This is a genomic window from Fulvivirga sediminis, assembly GCF_016757215.1.
GTDB classification, from domain to species: Bacteria; Bacteroidota; Bacteroidia; order Cytophagales; family Cyclobacteriaceae; genus Fulvivirga; species Fulvivirga sediminis.
Map to the genome: position 1 here is coordinate 25,949 of NZ_JAESIY010000020.1, position 17,772 is coordinate 43,720.

Genomic DNA, 17,772 nt, shown 5'->3' on the forward strand with positions numbered 1-17,772 from the left:
GGTTAACAGTTCACTGTTAACCCTCTCTTTTTCAATTTAATTGAGTTGTAATCTAAATAAACTTTTAGTGTATCAATTCTGAATTAATTTAAATAATATACAATTATGGAGTTTATTTTTTGATAAGTTGACTTCGCTTCGTTTCGTTGCCATGAGCCATTTCCAGTATATAGACCCCAGAAGGCAGTTTCTGAACGTCTACTTTGTTCTGGGAATCGCTTAATGTTTTTTCCAGTCTAATTTTGCCAGACATATCGTAAATTTTCACAAACACAGGTAGATCGCTTTCCTTAGTGTTAATTTGCAATTGGTCATCTACAGGGTTCGGATAGAATGAGGTAGGGAACTCGGAATTTTCGGTAGCTATAGAAGCCTCTTTAGCTAAGGAAGTACCAGATACACTGATGAGTTGCCATTGAGCATTCACGCTGCTAGTGTTAGCATACTGGCCGCAGGCATCTCCATCAGTAGTTCTGCCCAATCCGTCAAGATAAAGTCCTGTAGCCCTGTTTCTTATTCTATAATAGCTGCCATCATACTGTTCCACAGACCATTGAGAGTTCGGGTGTGTAGTGTTGGCCCACAAACCTGCTTCAGATGCATTCTCAGTTAAACCTAGTCCGTCGATGAACATACCACTACTCACGTTCTTTAGCTGAGTATAACCATCTGCATTGGTTATGAATTCCCACTGAGAGTTTGGATGTGTAGTGTTGGCCCATTGTACGCATGGATCTCCATTAGTAGTATATCCCAGTCCGTCAAGAAACATGCCTGTACCACGGTTTTTGATCTGGTATATGTTTGTTGAAGGACCTCCAGGGGTATTGCCATCTAGTGTACCTCTGAAGGTGGTAATGCTGTACCCGGTGAGGGTGTTAGTAAATGAGGTACCTCCAGAGTACGTGGCTCCTTCCGTAACATTGTTACCTACCGTGCCAGTGGTTTCCCATTTAGTGATATTATTAACGCTGTTACCTGCAAAATTTAAGGTAAGGTTACGAGAAGAACTGTTTTGATTAATAGCTACTACTACTATCGTGTTACCATTCTGATAAGCACTTACACTTACACCTGAGGTAGGAGAAGCATCAGCTCTAACGCGGACGAATCCGGGTCTTACAAATTTGGCATAATGACTCATAACAAATCCTCTTTTAGATACGCTGCCATTTTCAGTGATAAGGCCGTAGCTTCTTCTGATGTACCACCAGATGTAAGCATTGTATCCATTAATGAGGTAATCATGAATTTCCTTTCCGGCTTCAAGAGCTTCGGGCCAGTTATTAGCGCTGTTAGAATTACTATTAGGGGCATAATGCTCCGTCATCCACTGCTCCTTGCTAGAGTTGTACCTTACAGGGGTGCCACCATAGGCATGGTTAGCCAGTATGTCTACCTGACTAGATGACGCTATGCCACTCATATAGTTCGACTTGTAATTAACCGTTTCTGGGGCTATTACTCTAGTAGGAATGACAGAAGCATTGTTATCAAGAAAGGTTCTCATTTGGGAAGGATTCCATCCACAAGATTCGTATTCAGGCAGCCAATCGGGCTCATTTTGTATGGACATGGCATAGAGAGAAACACCATTGCTAGACATGTAATTGGTGAAATCACGCAAATAGTTAGCATAAGCTCCGTATTGATTAGTACGCAATTCTCCTTTTATGGTGCTACCATTAGTTTTCATGGAGGCAGGAGGAGACCAAGGTGTAGCAAAAACAATGGCCCCATGGTTTGCTGCTCTTTGAGCCGTGGGCACCTCTAAGCTCCACTGATTGCTTTGAGGGGAAACACTTATGCGAAGAATAGAAAGGCCGATCTGTCCATAGCCATTACCGAAGGCCTTATCTGCCTGGTCAGGAGTAAGGTCTGAGATCCATCTTGGAAAGTTCATGCCTCCAAAACCACGAATGGTCTGGTCAGTACTTCCTATGTATACATTTGAAGTTTGGGCTGTGCTTGAGTTAGAGTGAAAAACTATCGAAAATAGAATGCACAGAAACACTAATAGAATAGGTCTTTTCATTTTTTAAGGGTTTGGTTGAAATAAATAATTGAGATAATCTAGGAGCTAAGACTGCCGTGTATATTTAATAAAGCCTTATTAGAATATACCCTTGAGTATAGATGTTTATCTGATCCTAAATTGTCTTTGAATCAACATGTAAACTATGTCTAAATATTGGTTCAATTCAGAAGATTTTAAAAGTTTAGGGTTAAGTGAATAGAAATTGACTCAATCGATTGCGTAATGAATTTATATATATTTATTACTAAAATCTAATTTTTGGGTAACTAATTTAAATCATGAAATAATTACCTTTTACATTAGTTAAAATATAACTAAAATATCTTTTATCATGATAAAATCAATTGATATCATATTTAAGATATAGATAAAACTCTAAGAGAATTTATAAATTATAGATTGGTTCTACTTCATTTTCACCGTAATAAGCCGTTAAATCAATCGGTCAAAACAGTATAAAATAGCGCAATCGGTTGCATTATTACCTTGACTTTTTTAGCTTCAGCTAAAAATCATAAATGATGATGATTGTTTGAAAACCTAGGTATGGAAAAACTTATTTTATTTCCTTAATTGGCCATTTCTTAGATGTTATAAAGATGTATTGGTTTAGAATGATGCTGCGACACGGTCCATACTTGTATATTTCTAATAGGAGTCCCGTATTTTAAAACCTCTTTCCTGAAAAGGTCGGGAGGTTTAATGTATGTGCCTGATAACCTATAGAAAGCAGGAATAGTTACTCTGTAAATAGTTTTACCTCATGCTTAGGTCTAAAAAAACAGTAAATAATTTAACCTTAAAAGAAACTTAGATACCATGAATAAATATCCTTTTTCATTCCTGCTTCTGTTCTTCCTTATTCTTCAAGTGGGTCATGTAATGGCTGAAGTACGATTACCCCAACTGGTAAGTGATGGTATGGTGCTACAGCGAGATACAAAACTTAAGATATGGGGCTGGGCAGATATGGATGAGAGTGTAAAAGTAAAATTTAAAGGCAAGAGCTATAAAACCAAAGCAGACGGCCAGGGTAAGTGGTCAATACTCTTGTCTGCTTCAAAGGCTGGGGGCCCATATACTATGGAGGTTAGAGGAGAGAACAACACTATTACCTTAAACAATATATTGATTGGTGATGTATGGCTCTGCTCAGGGCAGTCTAACATGGTACATTACTTAGGTACGCATCAAGATCGGTACAGGAGAGAGATTGCAGAGGCTGATTACTCTGAAATCAGGCAATTTTTTGTACCTACTCTTCCTGTATTTTCAGGGCCTGAAGATGATATACCAGAAGGAGAGTGGAAAGAAGCTAATCCTGAAAATGTACTTCGATTTTCAGTAGTGGCTTATTTCTTTGCCAAAAAGTTATATGACAAGTACAAAATTCCTATTGGCTTGATTAATTCCAGTGTGGGAGGCTCTCCTATACAAGCATGGATCAGTGAAGAAGGCCTAAAAGGGTTTGACGATTATTTAGAAATCGTTGAGCAAAATAAAGATACTGCTTATTTTAACAGAACAAACCGAGCAGCACAGGAATATCAGCAGCAAATGGCCAAAGAGATGCCTAAAGATAAAGGTATGGAAGGTGAAAAGAAATGGTTTAATGTTGATTACCAGCCAAAAAACTGGAGTAGAATGAACATACCAGGATATTGGGAAGATCAAGGGGTATCTAATCTTGACGGTGTAGTCTGGTTTAGAAGAGAGGTTGAAATACCTGCTTCTATGGTAGGTGAGCCGGGCAGGGTTGACCTAGGAAGGATTGTTGATGCTGACCAGCTATATATCAATGGAAAAGAAGTAGGCAGTACTGGCTATATGTACCCTCAGCGACGTTACAATATTGAGCCGGGAGTGTTGAAGCCAGGGAAGAATATTTTTGTTATTAGAGTAACCAATAATTTCGGTAAAGGTGGTTTTGTTCCTGACAAGCCTTATCATGTGTTAGTGGAGAGTGATACTATTGATTTGAAAGGCTATTGGCAATATAAAGTAGGCGCAGTTTACGAGCATAAAACTTTCGATGGCCCCAGAGCCATAGTTACGAGAAGCCAGCCAGTGGGCTTTTATAATGGGATGTTAGCCCCTTTTACCAACTATGCTATCAAAGGAATATTGTGGTATCAGGGAGAAAGTAATGCGGGTAAACCTGATGAATATTTGTCGTTGCAAAAAGCTCTTATTAGAGATATGAGGAACCATTTTCATGGAGAAAATCTACCTTTTCTATATGTACAGCTTCCTAATTTTATGGATGTAAATTATTTGCCCTCAGAGAGTAACTGGGCAGAGCTGAGGGAAGCGCAGATGCAGTCACTCAGCGTACCTCATACGGCTATGGCAGTAGCTATTGATCTTGGAGAGTGGAATGACATTCACCCTGATAGAAAGAAGCCAGTAGGCGATCGGTTGGCCTTAGCCGCTGAACATTTAGTTTATGGAGACAAAAATGTGGTCTATTCCGGCCCTATTTACAAGTCAGCAACTGTTGATAATGAGAAGGTGATACTTAATTTTGATCATGTTGGCAGTGGTTTGGTTTCTAATGATGGCGAAGAGTTAAGATGGTTTGCTATAGCTGGTGAAGACAAACAATTTGTATGGGCCAGAGCTGAAATTAAGGCGAATACGGTAGTAGTTTGGAGTGATAAGGTGCCAGAACCGAAGTACGTTCGTTATGCTTGGGCTGACAATCCTGATAAGGTTAATTTTTATAATAAAGAAGGGCTGCCGGCATCACCTTTTAGAACAGGAGAATTAAAATAGACATTCTCTTATAAAAGGTTGTATGGCAGCGTTAGCAATATTAAGCTGTTGAACAGGAAGATTACTTGGTACAAGTGATCTTCCACAGGTTTTGATGATGTCCGGTTTTTGAATTGTTTACAAGGTCATGAATTTCTTAGGCTTCAGCAAAACCAAATGCTCCAAACTCCTCTTCTATGGAGGAGTTATGGTGAAAATATAATTTCACATCGTGTTTAGATAAAAAACGGTTTGTTGAAATTTCTAGCCCTTCATCAAATTTAGTGTCTTTTGTGGATAAGGTTACAAAAACCATAGATCCACCTTCAGCAACTTTTGAATAGCAATTGTGTATGATATTCGTTCTTTCTTCCATATTCAAAAGGTGGGACTTTTTGTCTATATGGTCAAATACAAAAAAATGCTATACCCGGGGTTGGAAAAAGAGGATTTTAAAAGAATTCATAAAAGCCAAGCTACAGCCTACATGTGGTGAGAGGAAAAAACTATGGGCCTAAGCTAGATGGAATAACGTAGGCCCACAGTATTTTTTAGGAACTATAGAATGAGATAAGCTTAATTTGCTTCTTTTTCAGTATTTTGATTTTTAAAGCCTTCTTCATAAGTAAGGTCATTTCCCTGATATTCAAACCAATCAAAAGCTGCGGTATTGTCTGTTTCATTGCCTGATGACGTAGCGTACATACCTATGATAGTACCAACAAAACCTCCGGCAACTTCTGTGCTTAAAAATTTACCGTCTACATTGTCTTTTAAGGTTGTCCACTCACCTTCCTTTTCGGCGTAGGCGAAACTATATTTAGCTCCATCAAATGCTACTTTTAGCATGGTTGCTTTTTCTGAAACAGGGGTTGAAGCTAATACTTTTAAACTGTCTTCGGCTGACTGATATAGCTCCACTACCGGCTGTGAGTCTTTCATGGTTTTTGCTAAAAAGTAGTAATTGGTTCGGCTTTGGAAAGCCAGCAATCCCGCTTTTTCTTGGCTGTTTTTAGCATTGAAGTTTACCTGAAGAGAAGCTGTACCTTTTAAATGTTGTTGACGGTGACCAACGAAGCTGGTGTTGGATAACCCAGAGGCAGTCTCTGGTTGTATTTGAAAAACTAATTGACCCTCTTTTATGTCATACCACTTGGTTTGAGGTGTTCTCATAAAGAGATAATTCATACCTAATTCTTCCTCAACAAAATCATCATGCATGGTGAAATTTCCATTGAGAGGGAATGAGGCTTGGTCTTTGGCCTCACCAGTAGGCGTAGGGTAGGTATATTGCACTTCTTCATAATCAGGGTTAATTATAGGCCAGCCATCTTTCCATTTCACCGGTGCTAAAAAGGTTTCACGACCGATATTGAAATAATTGCCTTCATAAGGGCGGCAAGCTAAAAATACAGCCCACCAATCGCCATTGTCCATTTGCACTATATCTGCATGTCCTGCAGTGGTAATGGGGTTCGCTCGGTTAGGGTCGAGGTGGCGTTGGGTGAGAATAGGGTTTTCACTCCAGGCTTCATAAGGGCCTGCTACATTTTTGCTTCTGAAAATTACTTCTGAATGGTTATAAGCTGTACCTCCTTCAGCACACATCAGATAGTAGTAGTCATCTATTTTATAAATATGTGGACCTTCTATCCAAACAGGTTTTTTCTCAATGTCTGTGCCTCCATTTATCAGTAAAATCTCTTCACCTTTTACTTTCAGGCTTTCTTTATCCAGCTCATACATTCTTATGGTTCTATGGCCACCGTAAAGCGATTCATTGTTAGGAGGTATGCTATTGTAAATAATGTAGGCTTTGTCTCCATCAAAAAATAAAGACGGATCGATACCATTTACCTCAGGGATATAAGTGGGGTTAGACCATGGGCCAGCAGGGTTTTTGGCAGTAATAATGAAGTTTCCTCCTTTATCTACCCTTGTACATACTAAGTAAAAAGTGCCATCATGAAATGAAATGGCCGGAGCAAATAAACCTCTGGTAATTCTCTCCCCTTGAGTGTCTAATTGTTCCTTTCTGTCCATAGCATGGCCAATTTGCTTCCAGTTCACCAGGTCATCACTTTCGAAAATCGGTAACCCAGGAAAATAGGCAAAAGATGAATTGGTTAAGTAAAATTTATCACCTGCTTTGCATATGCTTGGATCTGGATAGAAACCAGCCAAAATAGGGTTTTGGAAGGTGTTAGTGGTTGTTTGTTCTTTGCCTTCAGATGCTTTCTCTTTATTATCCTTACAAGAGAAAAGGGTGATGGACAGTGATAAAAAGATGATTAGATATTTCATGAGTTGTCAATAAGCTTTTATTATTTAGTTGATTTAGTTTCCGATGGTCCCAGGTAATTTTCTTTGCTATCCTTTGATGTGTTTACTACAATCTTCTGAAGTACCACGCCGGGGTCAACAAGCCAAAATTTAATGGTATGTTTTCCTTTTTCGCCGATTTGTAGTGAGGTCTCTATTTTTCTTACATTGTTGCTCACTGCCTGTGACCAAGTGTAACCATTTTCATTTTCGTGCATATTGATGATTTTTGGTTGTTGGTCATCTATTGAAATAGCATATTTTCGGCCATGATTATGAAAAGCCAGGGTGGGAGAGAAGTAAGCGGTTAGCTTAATTTCTCCCTTTTCAAATAAGTGGATATCATATTCCAAATGAGGGCTATCTCCTCCTGGAGAAGTGATCGCTTTGGTTACAGGCATAGCACTAACTGAAGAAGAGGTTCTTCCTAAGTTAGGTATGGTAGTCCAGGTTATTCCTTCGGTATTTATCGCTTTACTGTAGCTGTCAGCTTCAATGGATATAGTGCCATTTTCTTCTATAAATCCTTCAAGTTCTTTCTCATGAGGTCTGAAAGCGGTCACGTTTATGCTTACCACTTCATTGGCACCTGTCACATTGATTATGGCGGTGCTATTGCCGTTTTCTTTTAATTCCTCCCAGTTGATGCTTATCCAGATTCTTTTTTGATGATGGATTGTACCTTTTGAATTTGAAATTTTTACCCAGGGATGGTCTGAGGAAAGGCTAAAGTCAAAGGGTGTTTTGCCTCTGTTAAAAATTTCTATATAGTACTTTTGATTTTTGTTAAAGCTGTTGAATGGGGATAATTCGGCAATTGAATTTGATTTTGGCCACCATGAGGTTTCACCTTGCAAGGCTACTCCCATTTCTGGTTTTTCAGTGCTGGAAATGCTTTTAGTTTCAGGTAAAATGTTTTCTTTTGGCTCGTACCAGTTGGTATAACCAATATGAGTCTGATTCATAATGTGATTCCACTTTCCGCCTAAGAGCTGGTGATACTGATCTGCTAGCAGTTGGTCTTTGTCAAACAGCGCCTTTACCTCATGAATGAGAGAATCTGTAGTTATGCGCCCTTGTTCGGCATAATAGTGATTGAGAGCTACCGTATAATAAAGTTCGTTAAGATTAGCACTGGCTTTAACAGGGTATAGCACTAACTGGAAATAGGCAGCTTTATATTCATCTGGAAGAAGGCCGTTAATACTGTCGGCTTGTTGTACCAGTTCATTGTAATCTTTCACGACCTTTTCAAACTCACCATTTTCTATGTTATAAGTTTCAGGCGATAATAGCTCTGGCTTTCTTCTGCTATTGTATTTAGTGTATTTTTCTAATATATGGGCGATACCCTCCTGATATTTTTTGCCAAATTGCTCAGCGGCCCAGTTTTTAGTGTAGGAAGGTAATTCGCTGGCCGGTAGTGTCGGGTCCCAGGCATAGTCCAGAAAAAAACTTATAGGAAATTCCATAGGCTTAATATCACCTACATTTACTATCCATATCCTGTCAGCATTATAATTATAGGCCAGATTCATCTGTTCCCAAGTTCTTGATATCTGATTGGTATTTAGCCATTTATAATTCCTTGGGCCGCCTACATAATCATAGTGGTAGTAGATGCCATAGCCACCACTTCTCGAGCTGTCAGACAAGGCTGGCAACTTTCTTATATTTCCCCAGTTATCATCGCAAAGCAGTAGCGTTACATCATCGGGTACTCGCATGCCTTTGTCATAGTAATCTTGTACTTCTTTATACAATGCCCAGAGTTGAGGGGTTTCTTTGGCAGGCTTACCAGTTACTTCTTCAATGATGGCTCGCTGGTCTTGTACAATAGTTTCCAGAAGTTGAATGTTGCTTTCCTCACTCATAGGCTCATCTCCATCACCTCTCATGGCTATGGTAACTATACTTTCGTTATCACCCATTCGTTCCATTCCATCTCTCCAGAATTTTTGTAGAGTGTCCTTGTTTTTGCTGTAATCCCAGGGGCCATTTCCATACCTTTTCCACTCTATATGAGCGCGCATTAGTGGTTCGTGGTGAGACATGCCAATAACTACTCCTAGTTTATTGGCCAGAGGGGCGCTGAGGCTGTCATCATCATAAATAGATCTTCCCCACATAGCGGGCCACAGATAATTACCTTTCATTCTTAGTATGAGTTCGAATACATGACCATAAAATTTATGGTTGAAGCTGCCAAAATTTTCATGCGCCCATCCGGAAAGAGCAGGGGCTTCATCATTGATGAAAATTCCTCTATATTTTACTTTTGGGGCATCAGAAAAGCCTTTGGTAATGTAAATGTCCTGGTGCTGCTTGGCTGGTACATCGGCCCACCAGTACCACGGAGATACTCCCATTTTTTCGGAGATATCAAGCATGCCATATATAGTGCCTCGTTTGTCACTCCCCACTATAACCAAGGCCTCATCTACACCTGAAGAGGGCTTCTTTACGGTTTGAATGAGAAAATGCTCCCATTGATCTTTTAATTTGGAAACATCAATTCGACCTGATTTCACGAGCTTATCTATGACCGCATTATGTCCCAGGGTTCCGGCTATTACCAGTCGGTTAGTTTTAGGAGGTTTTTTGCCTATGTTCAACTGTGGCAAGTCACCAGACACCCTTTTAAGGTCGGCCTGAAACCACTGAGCTACTTCCTGAACTCCTTTAAAATCTTCAGAGCTGATGTAGATAGGCACAGCTTTACCTTGGCTTATGAGCGGAAAACCAGCATTGTCAGGTGTAGTGCTTACATAGCTATCTTGTGGAGAGGGAAAGTTGCTTTGCGCAAAAATAGGTATATAGATAAGGGTGAGTAGAGAAAGTATTAAGTAGCGTTTCATGGTTTTTAAAAGGTTAATCAAATTATTTGTAGAGACATTATTCAGCCTTTTGCTAACTAGCTCTCATTATTTAATAATGTCTCTATTTTATGTTTGTAGGTCAGGTGCTGGCTGTTTTTTGAATCAGGTGATGTTTTATCATTAATGAAATAGCTCCAATGACCAGTTTTTGGATTTTTGAGACATACTTCTGATAGAGAGTAAACCTTGTGGTAATAGACCGTAGGCATAGTAAGGTTTGGCATTGAATTTACAGGTTTTGCAATAATTACTATTTTTATAAAATCAATAAATTTAGATAGTGACAATGGCTATTGCATCACTCAGGGTGGAAGCAATAGTCATTGAGGAAATAAAATTTTCATTAATTTACACAATCGATTGCGTGAACGGAAATAAACTGAGAGGTTAAATTCTGTATAGTATGAAATTTTCAATTCCACTTTGCTTTTCAGAATACTGTAGCAGGAGTTTCTGAAAGGCTTACTGATCAATTGCTGTGCTACTTGAATGAGAATATGAGCCTTTTATCAATAGATAAATAGTGATACCATGACAGAAAAGGTTGAGGCTGAGCTTCAGTTTTTTAGCCGAAAAGTGTGTTCATGATCATGATGTGTAGAAATAAAAGGAGAAAGATTCTTTAAATTGGTCCCTGCCATTTAGTAAAAATCATGAGATGAGGCCAATTGTATCAATATGAATTTAAGCGTAAGAACAGCAGAGAAAAGAGATGTTTCCAAAATACTTGAAATAGTGAACTATGAGATCAAGAATTCTACAGTTATTTATGATTATGAGGAACGTACATACGATTATCAATTAGATTGGTATGAAACGAAAAGGAGGGATGACATGCCCGTTTTAGTAGCGGAAAAGGATGAGGAGGTATTAGGTTTTGGCACATTTGGAATTTTCAGACCATGGGCAGCTTATAAGCACAGCGCGGAGCATTCAATATATATTCATAAGGATAGCAGAGGGCTTGGCATTGGAAAAATATTGATGACTGAATTAATTAATGCTGCTGAAGAAAAAGGATTTCATACTATGATTGCCGGGGTTGATTCTTCCAATGAATCGAGCATTGAATTTCATAAAAAGTTTGGGTTTAAGGAAATTGGTCAATTTAAGGAGGTGGGATATAAATTTGACCGCTGGCTGGATTTGACATTTCTTCAGTTGCTTTTATAGGAGAGTAAAAAAATGCCTGCTGAAGGGAGTATTCACGCAGGCTCTAGAGGCAGTAAAACAGAATGTTGAACTCTTATAATTTTAACCTTTCAATGTTTTATAAAACTTAAGCCTCATCTGAATACCAATCCTTAATCAAGAGATTTATTTTAGATTTGGCAGTGTCCAGAATATTTTCCAGTTGTGCTCTATTTTGATCTACGCCAAAAGCTGAAATGATTTCTGACTCCATGCCCAGAAAGTCGAAATTTTGTTTGATGGTAGCAGAAGCATATTCTTTAATATCACCGGAGTTATTGTAGTCAAAGCCAGAAACTATTATTGAGGCCGATTTTTTGCCTTTACAAAGGCCACTGAACCCTGAGTCTGGATGGAAACTGAAGGTTTTATTACTCACTACAATAGCATCTACCCACGCCTTGACGGTAGCAGGCATACTGAAGTTATAGATAGGGAAGGCTAGCACTATAAAGTCCGCATCCAAAACTTGTTCAATGAATAAGTTGTGATTAGACAAAATGGCTAATTCTTCTTCCGAAAAATCTCTTTTCCCGTTATTCCAATGCATGATCAGATTGAGATTGTCTTTCAACAATAAATCAGGGGGAGTGGACACTAAATCCACTTGAGTAACCTTGGTTTTTCCATGCACCGATTGGAGGAATTCATCTAGAAGTATTTTGGTATATGATCCATTTCTAGGTGTGTAGCTGATGACTAATGTTTGTTTCATGTATTTTAATTTTTGCTAAATATAGACTGAATCAATTGATAATATTAATTATAATTGTTAGTGTATTAATAACATAAATTATGATTGATCTGGAATGGTTGAGAACCTTTATTTCGATTTATGAAAATGCAAATCTTACAGAGGCAGCCAAGCAATTGAATATGACTCAGCCAGGGGTGAGTAAACATTTGCAAGCGCTTGAAAATCATATAGGTAAGACACTCTTTGATAGAACCACCCGAAGTTTAAAGGCTACGGAATATGGTAAATTTCTATACTCTCAGGTCAATGTGCCCATGCATCAATTATTGAAAGTGGAGCTGTATTCAGGCAAGAGGTCCAAGAAAAATAGAACGGCTATTTCGATAGGGTGTACCTCTGATTTTTTTAATACATTTTTAGTCGATAAGATCTATGACTTTGATATGTACATCGTAACACAATTTGCTACGGAGGAAGAACTAGCAGAAGCATTAGAGCAAGAGAAAGTGCAACTACTGGTGGGGGTTAAAAAGAATGAAAGGTATGACCATATATTTCAGCCCATGATGCAGGAAGAGTTGGTGTTGGTTTGTTCATCTTCAATAGATATACCAGAAGGCTCGGAAAAAGATCATAAAAAGCTAATTTCCTGGCTACAGCAGCAAGTGTGGTTTGCTTATGATAATTTGCAAACCGACCTTCTGAAAATATGGGAGGCTAATTTTAATGATCACCCCAAAGTAGTTACCAGATATATATTACCTTCTTATATTCAGATAGTTAAGGCTTTGACTAAAACAGAAGGAGTGAGTATTGTTCCCCGGCAATTTTGTAAGAATGGGTTGGAGGATCATGATATAAAAATTCCTTTTGAGTCCTTAGAAACGGTTCAGCGAAGTCTGTTTTATGCCTACAAGCTTAAGAACACACACTCTCAAAGTATAGAAGAGTTTATTAAAAAGATGGAAACGGCAGGAAAGTAATAACTGGTTTCTTAGTCTATGCCAAAAAGCGGGCTACCAGACTCTTCTGATAGCCCAATTTTTCAAATTAATGATTCTATTATGGCACAATTTTAACTTGTACTTCCAGCTTTAAAGGGTTATAAATAGCTATGCCATCTCGCTCATTCATCAATCCGTTTACCGGGCTAACTTGATTTTGCTCCGCATCGAACACATACTCAAAGCTGATAACCGAGGAATAATCGCCTGAAACAGCATACATATCAAGTTCCATGCTTAAAAAAGAGCTCTGATCAGGTTGAGTGTCGAACATATTAACCCTCAAGAAAGCATTGAATATATTATAGCTTTTGTCTGAATAAGGTGAATTTAATACTTCGTAGGATGCGGGATGCATATCTTTGATTGGGTAGTTACCTGTATTGGTCCAGCTGGCCTCTTCAGAATTAATGTATTTTTCTCCTTGCTTTATATCTGGTAACATAAGAGCGGTTTCATTTAATTGAATGGGATTAGCCACGTCCACAATTATTCTGTAAGTCACAGATTGAGTAGATGTGGCATCTTCAATTTTAAAGTATACATTATTGGGGTATTAAAATCAATAGAGTTATTAGCAGTATAGTCAATATAATCACTGTTCCCAACCTTGTACTTTATTTGGGTGCCTGAGTATTGTAATGAGGGCGTTAAATCAGAGAAATCTACTGCAGCCGGAAATACTACAAATAGTAAACTATCTTCAGTGTATTTTGGAGATTTAATGGTTTTTAATTTACTGGCGGCAACTGTATTCTCATCAGCAGAAAAGTCGAACGAGCGGATAAAAAGCTGTTCTGGTGCAGGTTTCTGTTCATAAGCTATCTTTACATGGTAAGTAATCTTTACATTCCCGTCTTTTCTTGATGCTATTTCGTAACTAACATAATCTATTTCTGAAAATTTCATGACTGCCCCAACGGAAGGAAATACATTAAATTTTTCTAGGTCAATATTAACCGATTCTAAGGTTAGCTCATCGGATTTATAGGTATAAGGCAATAAGAGAGTGATTTCACCGGCATTGGTTTGCACACCGTTCACTAACGTAGGTTGTTTGAGATCTATATCCACATAATCTACTTCTTTTATAGGGAAGTCCGTTAAGAAGGCTTCTTTCAGGTCGATTTTATCTTCAGGTTTAAGAATGTGTGGATCATCAGGATCGTCATCAGAGCCACAGCTGAATATTGATACTGAAAGAACAAGTGTGAATAATGTAACTAGAACTTTGTTTGGTAATCTAGAGGGGTGATTTTTAAAAGGTTTCATGCAAATTTTGATTGTTTTTCTATAGACAATTTTATTCCTCAAATCCCCTATTAGGGAGGGTTAGTAGGTGAAGAAGTGGTAGAAGTTCGGGGGTCGTTCGGCGTTATTGTTATATAGTTTTTACTTGGCAATTGATGTTTTTTTTAGCTGAGTTTTCATTAAATGTAATTGGTCTAGGGTTAAATTTAAACGACTACAAAATCAAAAGTCTGATAAGTTTTGCTAAGCAGGTTATTTTTTTAGTTGAGATTTAAATTTATAATATTTTATTGGGAGTATAATTTTATTAAAATAATAAATATAAAATAAATAATGTAATTGTGTTTTGTGCTGGTATTTGTTTGGTGACTTAGGAATTTCTGATGTTTCAAGAAAAATGGAATTTCTTCTGTGAATATCCTTTCCAAGATATCTGGGGAAAAAATGAATCACACATACTTCACATACAACTGACACGGTATTTTAAAAAAGATCTGCGAAGTAGGTTCCGCATTTTAACAAAATGCTTTCGTTTTCTTTAATGGTGATTTTTTCCGTGGGGGCTGATATATGTGATCCGCCTTTATTAAAATGTAAAGAACAAGCTTCATCCTGCAAAATGGGCTTTTGACGTAAAGGCGGAGTAACTTCTAACTTTTCAATTACAGTTTTCCCTCCTAAGTCAATATGTTGTCTATTATTTACCATTAATTTTTTGGTTGAGCTAAGTTGTGATCGATGAAAACCTGCTTTAGAAATCGGTTATGGATGGGTTTAACTTTTATTGAAACATAAAGCTTAAGCTAAGCAAAAAATTATTCTTAAAAACCTTCAACTTGTTCCAACCTTTAGCATCTATCTCCTGACTCTATTATTGTGCACACATTTTACTATAGAGATAAGGTTATAAAAACATAATTACAAATAATGAAAATCATATATAATATTAAAAAAGTATTTTTTTTGGCTTTTTATTGAGCTCCGCACTCTTAGTGTCATGCGATGATGATGATCAAGAAGTGAAACCCGAAGAGCCACAATCTTTGCATGCCAATGACGACAGTTTTTCATACTCTAATGAGGAGTGGCTCGATTTAACCGAATGGGAAGAGGCCAATACGTATTATGCTACTTACGACATAAAGAAGTTGCTTGAAAATGATGAATTGCAAGGTAATAGCATCGCCGATATTGAGTTTAAGCTGGTGACAAAGCCTAAATTCGGAGAGATAAATAAGTCTGAGCAGCTTTTGGTCTTTTATTTTCCTAATACTGAATTTAAAGGTGAAGACACTTTTGAGTATGAGATTTGTAAAAGTGGAGAATGTAGTAAAGCTAAAGTGTCTATTAAGGTAAATGATTTTAAAAAGCCTGAAGAACCAGAAGAGCCAACTTTTCAGTTGGAAGCAGATAATTTTAACTACACTTATGACCAATTGATAACTGATCATGTGGAAGTGAAAGGAGAAAAAGTTATACTTTCTTTTGTTTATGAGTTGTCAGAATTTTTGAGTGAAATTACATCGTTAGGTATTGATTTCGAAGACATTGAACTGGAGTTACAGGACCCATCTGAAGGAGAAGTAAGTATAGATAGTGAAGGCACTATAACATACAAAGAAGATATAACACTCTATCTTCGCACTGAATATCAAGCCACTATAAGCTACACCGTAAAATATGAAAATCAGGTTTATGAGTCTCAAATCTTGATAAATGCAGAAACCGATGATGACTGGGCTGGTGGTTGGTAAACCATCGGAGAGTGAAGAGAGAGCGAAGAGATTAGTTCCAACTTTTTAATTTCCGTACTTATGTTTGTTAGAAATAAGATCGCTTTCATTTGGTTCCTCTGGCTGATATTTCTTGCCAGCTGTTATGCTCTTGAAAGTAGTAATGTTAATCTAGAGGAATTATCCAAGATCACAGATTCTCATATTAACGGGAATATGACCTCGAAGGCTATAACAAGTCGTGAGTTGAGAAATTTAAGTGATTCTATATCATCTGCCGATCATTTGGGTCGGCAGAGTATACTGCGAATGCAATGTAGATATTTTGATTCACAACATAACATAGGCGTGGACACTAGATTTGATGGCAAATAGATTGAATCATACCTGGGCCATTAGTAGACCATTGCACTTTTTAAGTCAAACCTCAAATTATAATTCTATATTCAAATTATACTAACATTATTAATGGATTAAATCAGTTCTTGGTGAAGTCATTTCACAAAATGAGTCTCGAGAATATATTGATTCTAATAAGATATAACCAAAATGAAAATTATATATAATATAACTAAAATATTATTCATAGCATCTATTATGGCTTCAACGGTTTTTGTGTCATGTGATGATGATGATAAAGACACACAACCTCATGATACGGAGCAATCTGATGATACAGAGCAACCTGATGATCCTACAGTAATGAAAGCTAATGACGACTATTTTGAATACTCATATGACGAATGGATAGCATTTACAGAGCGAATTAAGGGCCAGACGTATTATGCTAATTATAATATCAACGATTTATTAGATAATGATAATCTACTTGAGGGTAGTGACAAAATTAAATTTGAGGTTTTAACCCAACCGGTATTTGGTAAAGTAGATATGTTAGGCAAGGGGTATGTCAACTATAAGCCTGATGCTACTTTTAATGGACAAGATTCTTTTGAGTATCAGATATGTAAGAATGATGAATGTAGCCAAGCTAAGGTGTCTATCAAGGTGAATAATTACAAAAACCCTATAGTAGAGGAGCCTATTTCATATTATAATGACCTACTTAAATTATCTGTGGACGAATGGTATAAGACTACAAAAGGAGAAAAGCTTTCCATTAATCCTAAAGCATTGGCTGTGTATAAAAAGAAATTTAAATGGACCAAGTTGAGTAAATTGCAAATAATAGGTGAGCCAAGTTATGGTGCCATCAAGTTAGTGTATGACCCTAGCTTATGGGAAACTCCTTACTATATTTCATATGAGCCAAATGATGAATTCAACGGAGAGGATTTATTTGAATATGAAATGTGTACAGATAGTAAATGTTACACTGGAACTGTGACAATAAGCGTAGCCGACTTCGATAAAAATGCCATTTATTTAATGCCAGACACCTACCGCTATGATTATTATGGATTCAGAGCCGATCATACTTATATAGCAGCTTCAGGAAAGGTTATGGCAACTTTATTTTACGAGTTTTCAGAATATTTGACTGAGTACGAGCTAAGAGGTCTATCTTATAATGATATTGAAATAGAGGTTAAAAAACCTGCTAATGGTAGAGCTACTTTATATGAGGAGGGAGCAATTGGTTTTCAAGGTGAATTTAGTTATGAAGACGCTCGTAAAAACGGCTATGAAGTGCTTATAGAATACACTCTTAAGTATAAAGAGCAGGTGCATCACTCAAGCATAAATATAATAGTAGATAAGGCGCCTTGGTAAATTAACAAAAAAAACGCCAAAGGCCCTTGCTACTAGTGGATCTCACAGGAAATAGTTTTTTGTAAGAATTACATTTACTCTTGAATAATAATAATTTAAAAAATAAGTTATTGGACCTGCTATCTTTGACTGGACATTAAGTTAAGCTGTTTTTGATTAAATTTACTAA

The 17,772-nt window shown here is 37.4% G+C and carries 13 protein-coding genes; 5 read left to right on the forward strand and 8 right to left on the reverse strand.

The genetic code is table 11. The features are described from left to right. Positions 1-112: 112 nt before the first annotated feature. Entirely contained in the window at positions 113-2,035 is a 1,923-nt protein-coding gene (locus JL102_RS22520) for an RICIN domain-containing protein (RefSeq protein ID WP_202246732.1), read from the reverse strand. 822 nt (positions 2,036-2,857) lie between these two features. On the opposite strand from JL102_RS22520, the gene JL102_RS22525 reads away from it, so the two are divergent. Then, positions 2,858-4,813, forward strand: coding sequence for a sialate O-acetylesterase (locus JL102_RS22525; RefSeq protein ID WP_202246733.1), 1,956 nt, complete (start codon positions 2,858-2,860; stop codon positions 4,811-4,813). A 136-nt stretch (positions 4,814-4,949) separates the two neighbouring features. On the opposite strand, the gene JL102_RS22530 is transcribed toward JL102_RS22525, so the two are convergent. The 3 genes from JL102_RS22530 to JL102_RS22540 all read right to left on the reverse strand — a co-directional run bounded on the left by JL102_RS22530 (position 4,950) and on the right by JL102_RS22540 (position 9,972). Further along, a complete protein-coding gene (locus JL102_RS22530; protein WP_202246734.1) occupies positions 4,950-5,168 on the reverse strand; it encodes a hypothetical protein in 219 nt (72 codons plus the stop codon). A gap of 200 nt (positions 5,169-5,368) precedes the next feature. Beyond that, the gene (locus JL102_RS22535) at positions 5,369-7,096 is read right to left on the reverse strand and encodes a glycoside hydrolase family 43 protein (protein WP_202246735.1); all 1,728 of its coding nucleotides are present in this window, start codon (positions 7,094-7,096) and stop codon (positions 5,369-5,371) included. 20 nt (positions 7,097-7,116) lie between these two features. Further along, on the reverse strand, positions 7,117-9,972 hold the full coding sequence (locus JL102_RS22540) for a glycosyl hydrolase 115 family protein (protein WP_202246736.1): 2,856 nt from the start codon (positions 9,970-9,972) through the stop codon (positions 7,117-7,119). Between the two features lie 699 nt (positions 9,973-10,671). On the opposite strand from JL102_RS22540, the gene JL102_RS22545 reads away from it, so the two are divergent. Beyond that, positions 10,672-11,166, forward strand: coding sequence for a GNAT family N-acetyltransferase (locus JL102_RS22545; protein ID WP_202246737.1), 495 nt, complete (start codon positions 10,672-10,674; stop codon positions 11,164-11,166). Positions 11,167-11,272: 106 nt separating this feature from the next. Here the strand turns inward: JL102_RS22545 and JL102_RS22550 are convergent, their stop codons facing one another. Then, entirely contained in the window at positions 11,273-11,899 is a 627-nt protein-coding gene (locus JL102_RS22550; RefSeq protein WP_202246738.1) for an NAD(P)H-dependent oxidoreductase, read from the reverse strand. An 80-nt stretch (positions 11,900-11,979) separates the two neighbouring features. Between JL102_RS22550 and JL102_RS22555 the strand changes: the two genes are divergently transcribed. Further along, positions 11,980-12,864: a LysR family transcriptional regulator gene (locus JL102_RS22555; protein WP_202246739.1), complete on the forward strand. Its 885-nt coding sequence runs from the start codon at positions 11,980-11,982 to the stop codon at positions 12,862-12,864. 79 nt (positions 12,865-12,943) lie between these two features. Here the strand turns inward: JL102_RS22555 and JL102_RS22560 are convergent, their stop codons facing one another. From JL102_RS22560 to JL102_RS22570, 3 genes are all read right to left on the reverse strand, one after another. After that, entirely contained in the window at positions 12,944-13,390 is a 447-nt protein-coding gene (locus JL102_RS22560; RefSeq protein WP_202246740.1) for a hypothetical protein, read from the reverse strand. After that, positions 13,387-14,157: a hypothetical protein gene (locus JL102_RS22565; RefSeq protein ID WP_202246741.1), complete on the reverse strand. Its 771-nt coding sequence runs from the start codon at positions 14,155-14,157 to the stop codon at positions 13,387-13,389. The genes JL102_RS22560 and JL102_RS22565 overlap by 4 nt, the downstream gene beginning before the upstream one ends. Before the next feature lie 462 nt (positions 14,158-14,619). Further along, positions 14,620-14,844, reverse strand: coding sequence for a hypothetical protein (locus JL102_RS22570; RefSeq protein ID WP_202246742.1), 225 nt, complete (start codon positions 14,842-14,844; stop codon positions 14,620-14,622). A gap of 284 nt (positions 14,845-15,128) precedes the next feature. Between JL102_RS22570 and JL102_RS22575 the strand changes: the two genes are divergently transcribed. Both JL102_RS22575 and JL102_RS22580 read left to right on the forward strand, forming a co-directional pair. Continuing rightward, on the forward strand, positions 15,129-15,890 hold the full coding sequence (locus JL102_RS22575; RefSeq protein ID WP_202246743.1) for a hypothetical protein: 762 nt from the start codon (positions 15,129-15,131) through the stop codon (positions 15,888-15,890). Positions 15,891-16,418: 528 nt separating this feature from the next. Further along, positions 16,419-17,603, forward strand: a complete 1,185-nt coding sequence (locus tag JL102_RS22580) for an Ig-like domain-containing protein (protein WP_202246744.1) — start codon at positions 16,419-16,421, stop codon at positions 17,601-17,603. Positions 17,604-17,772 lie beyond the last annotated feature (169 nt).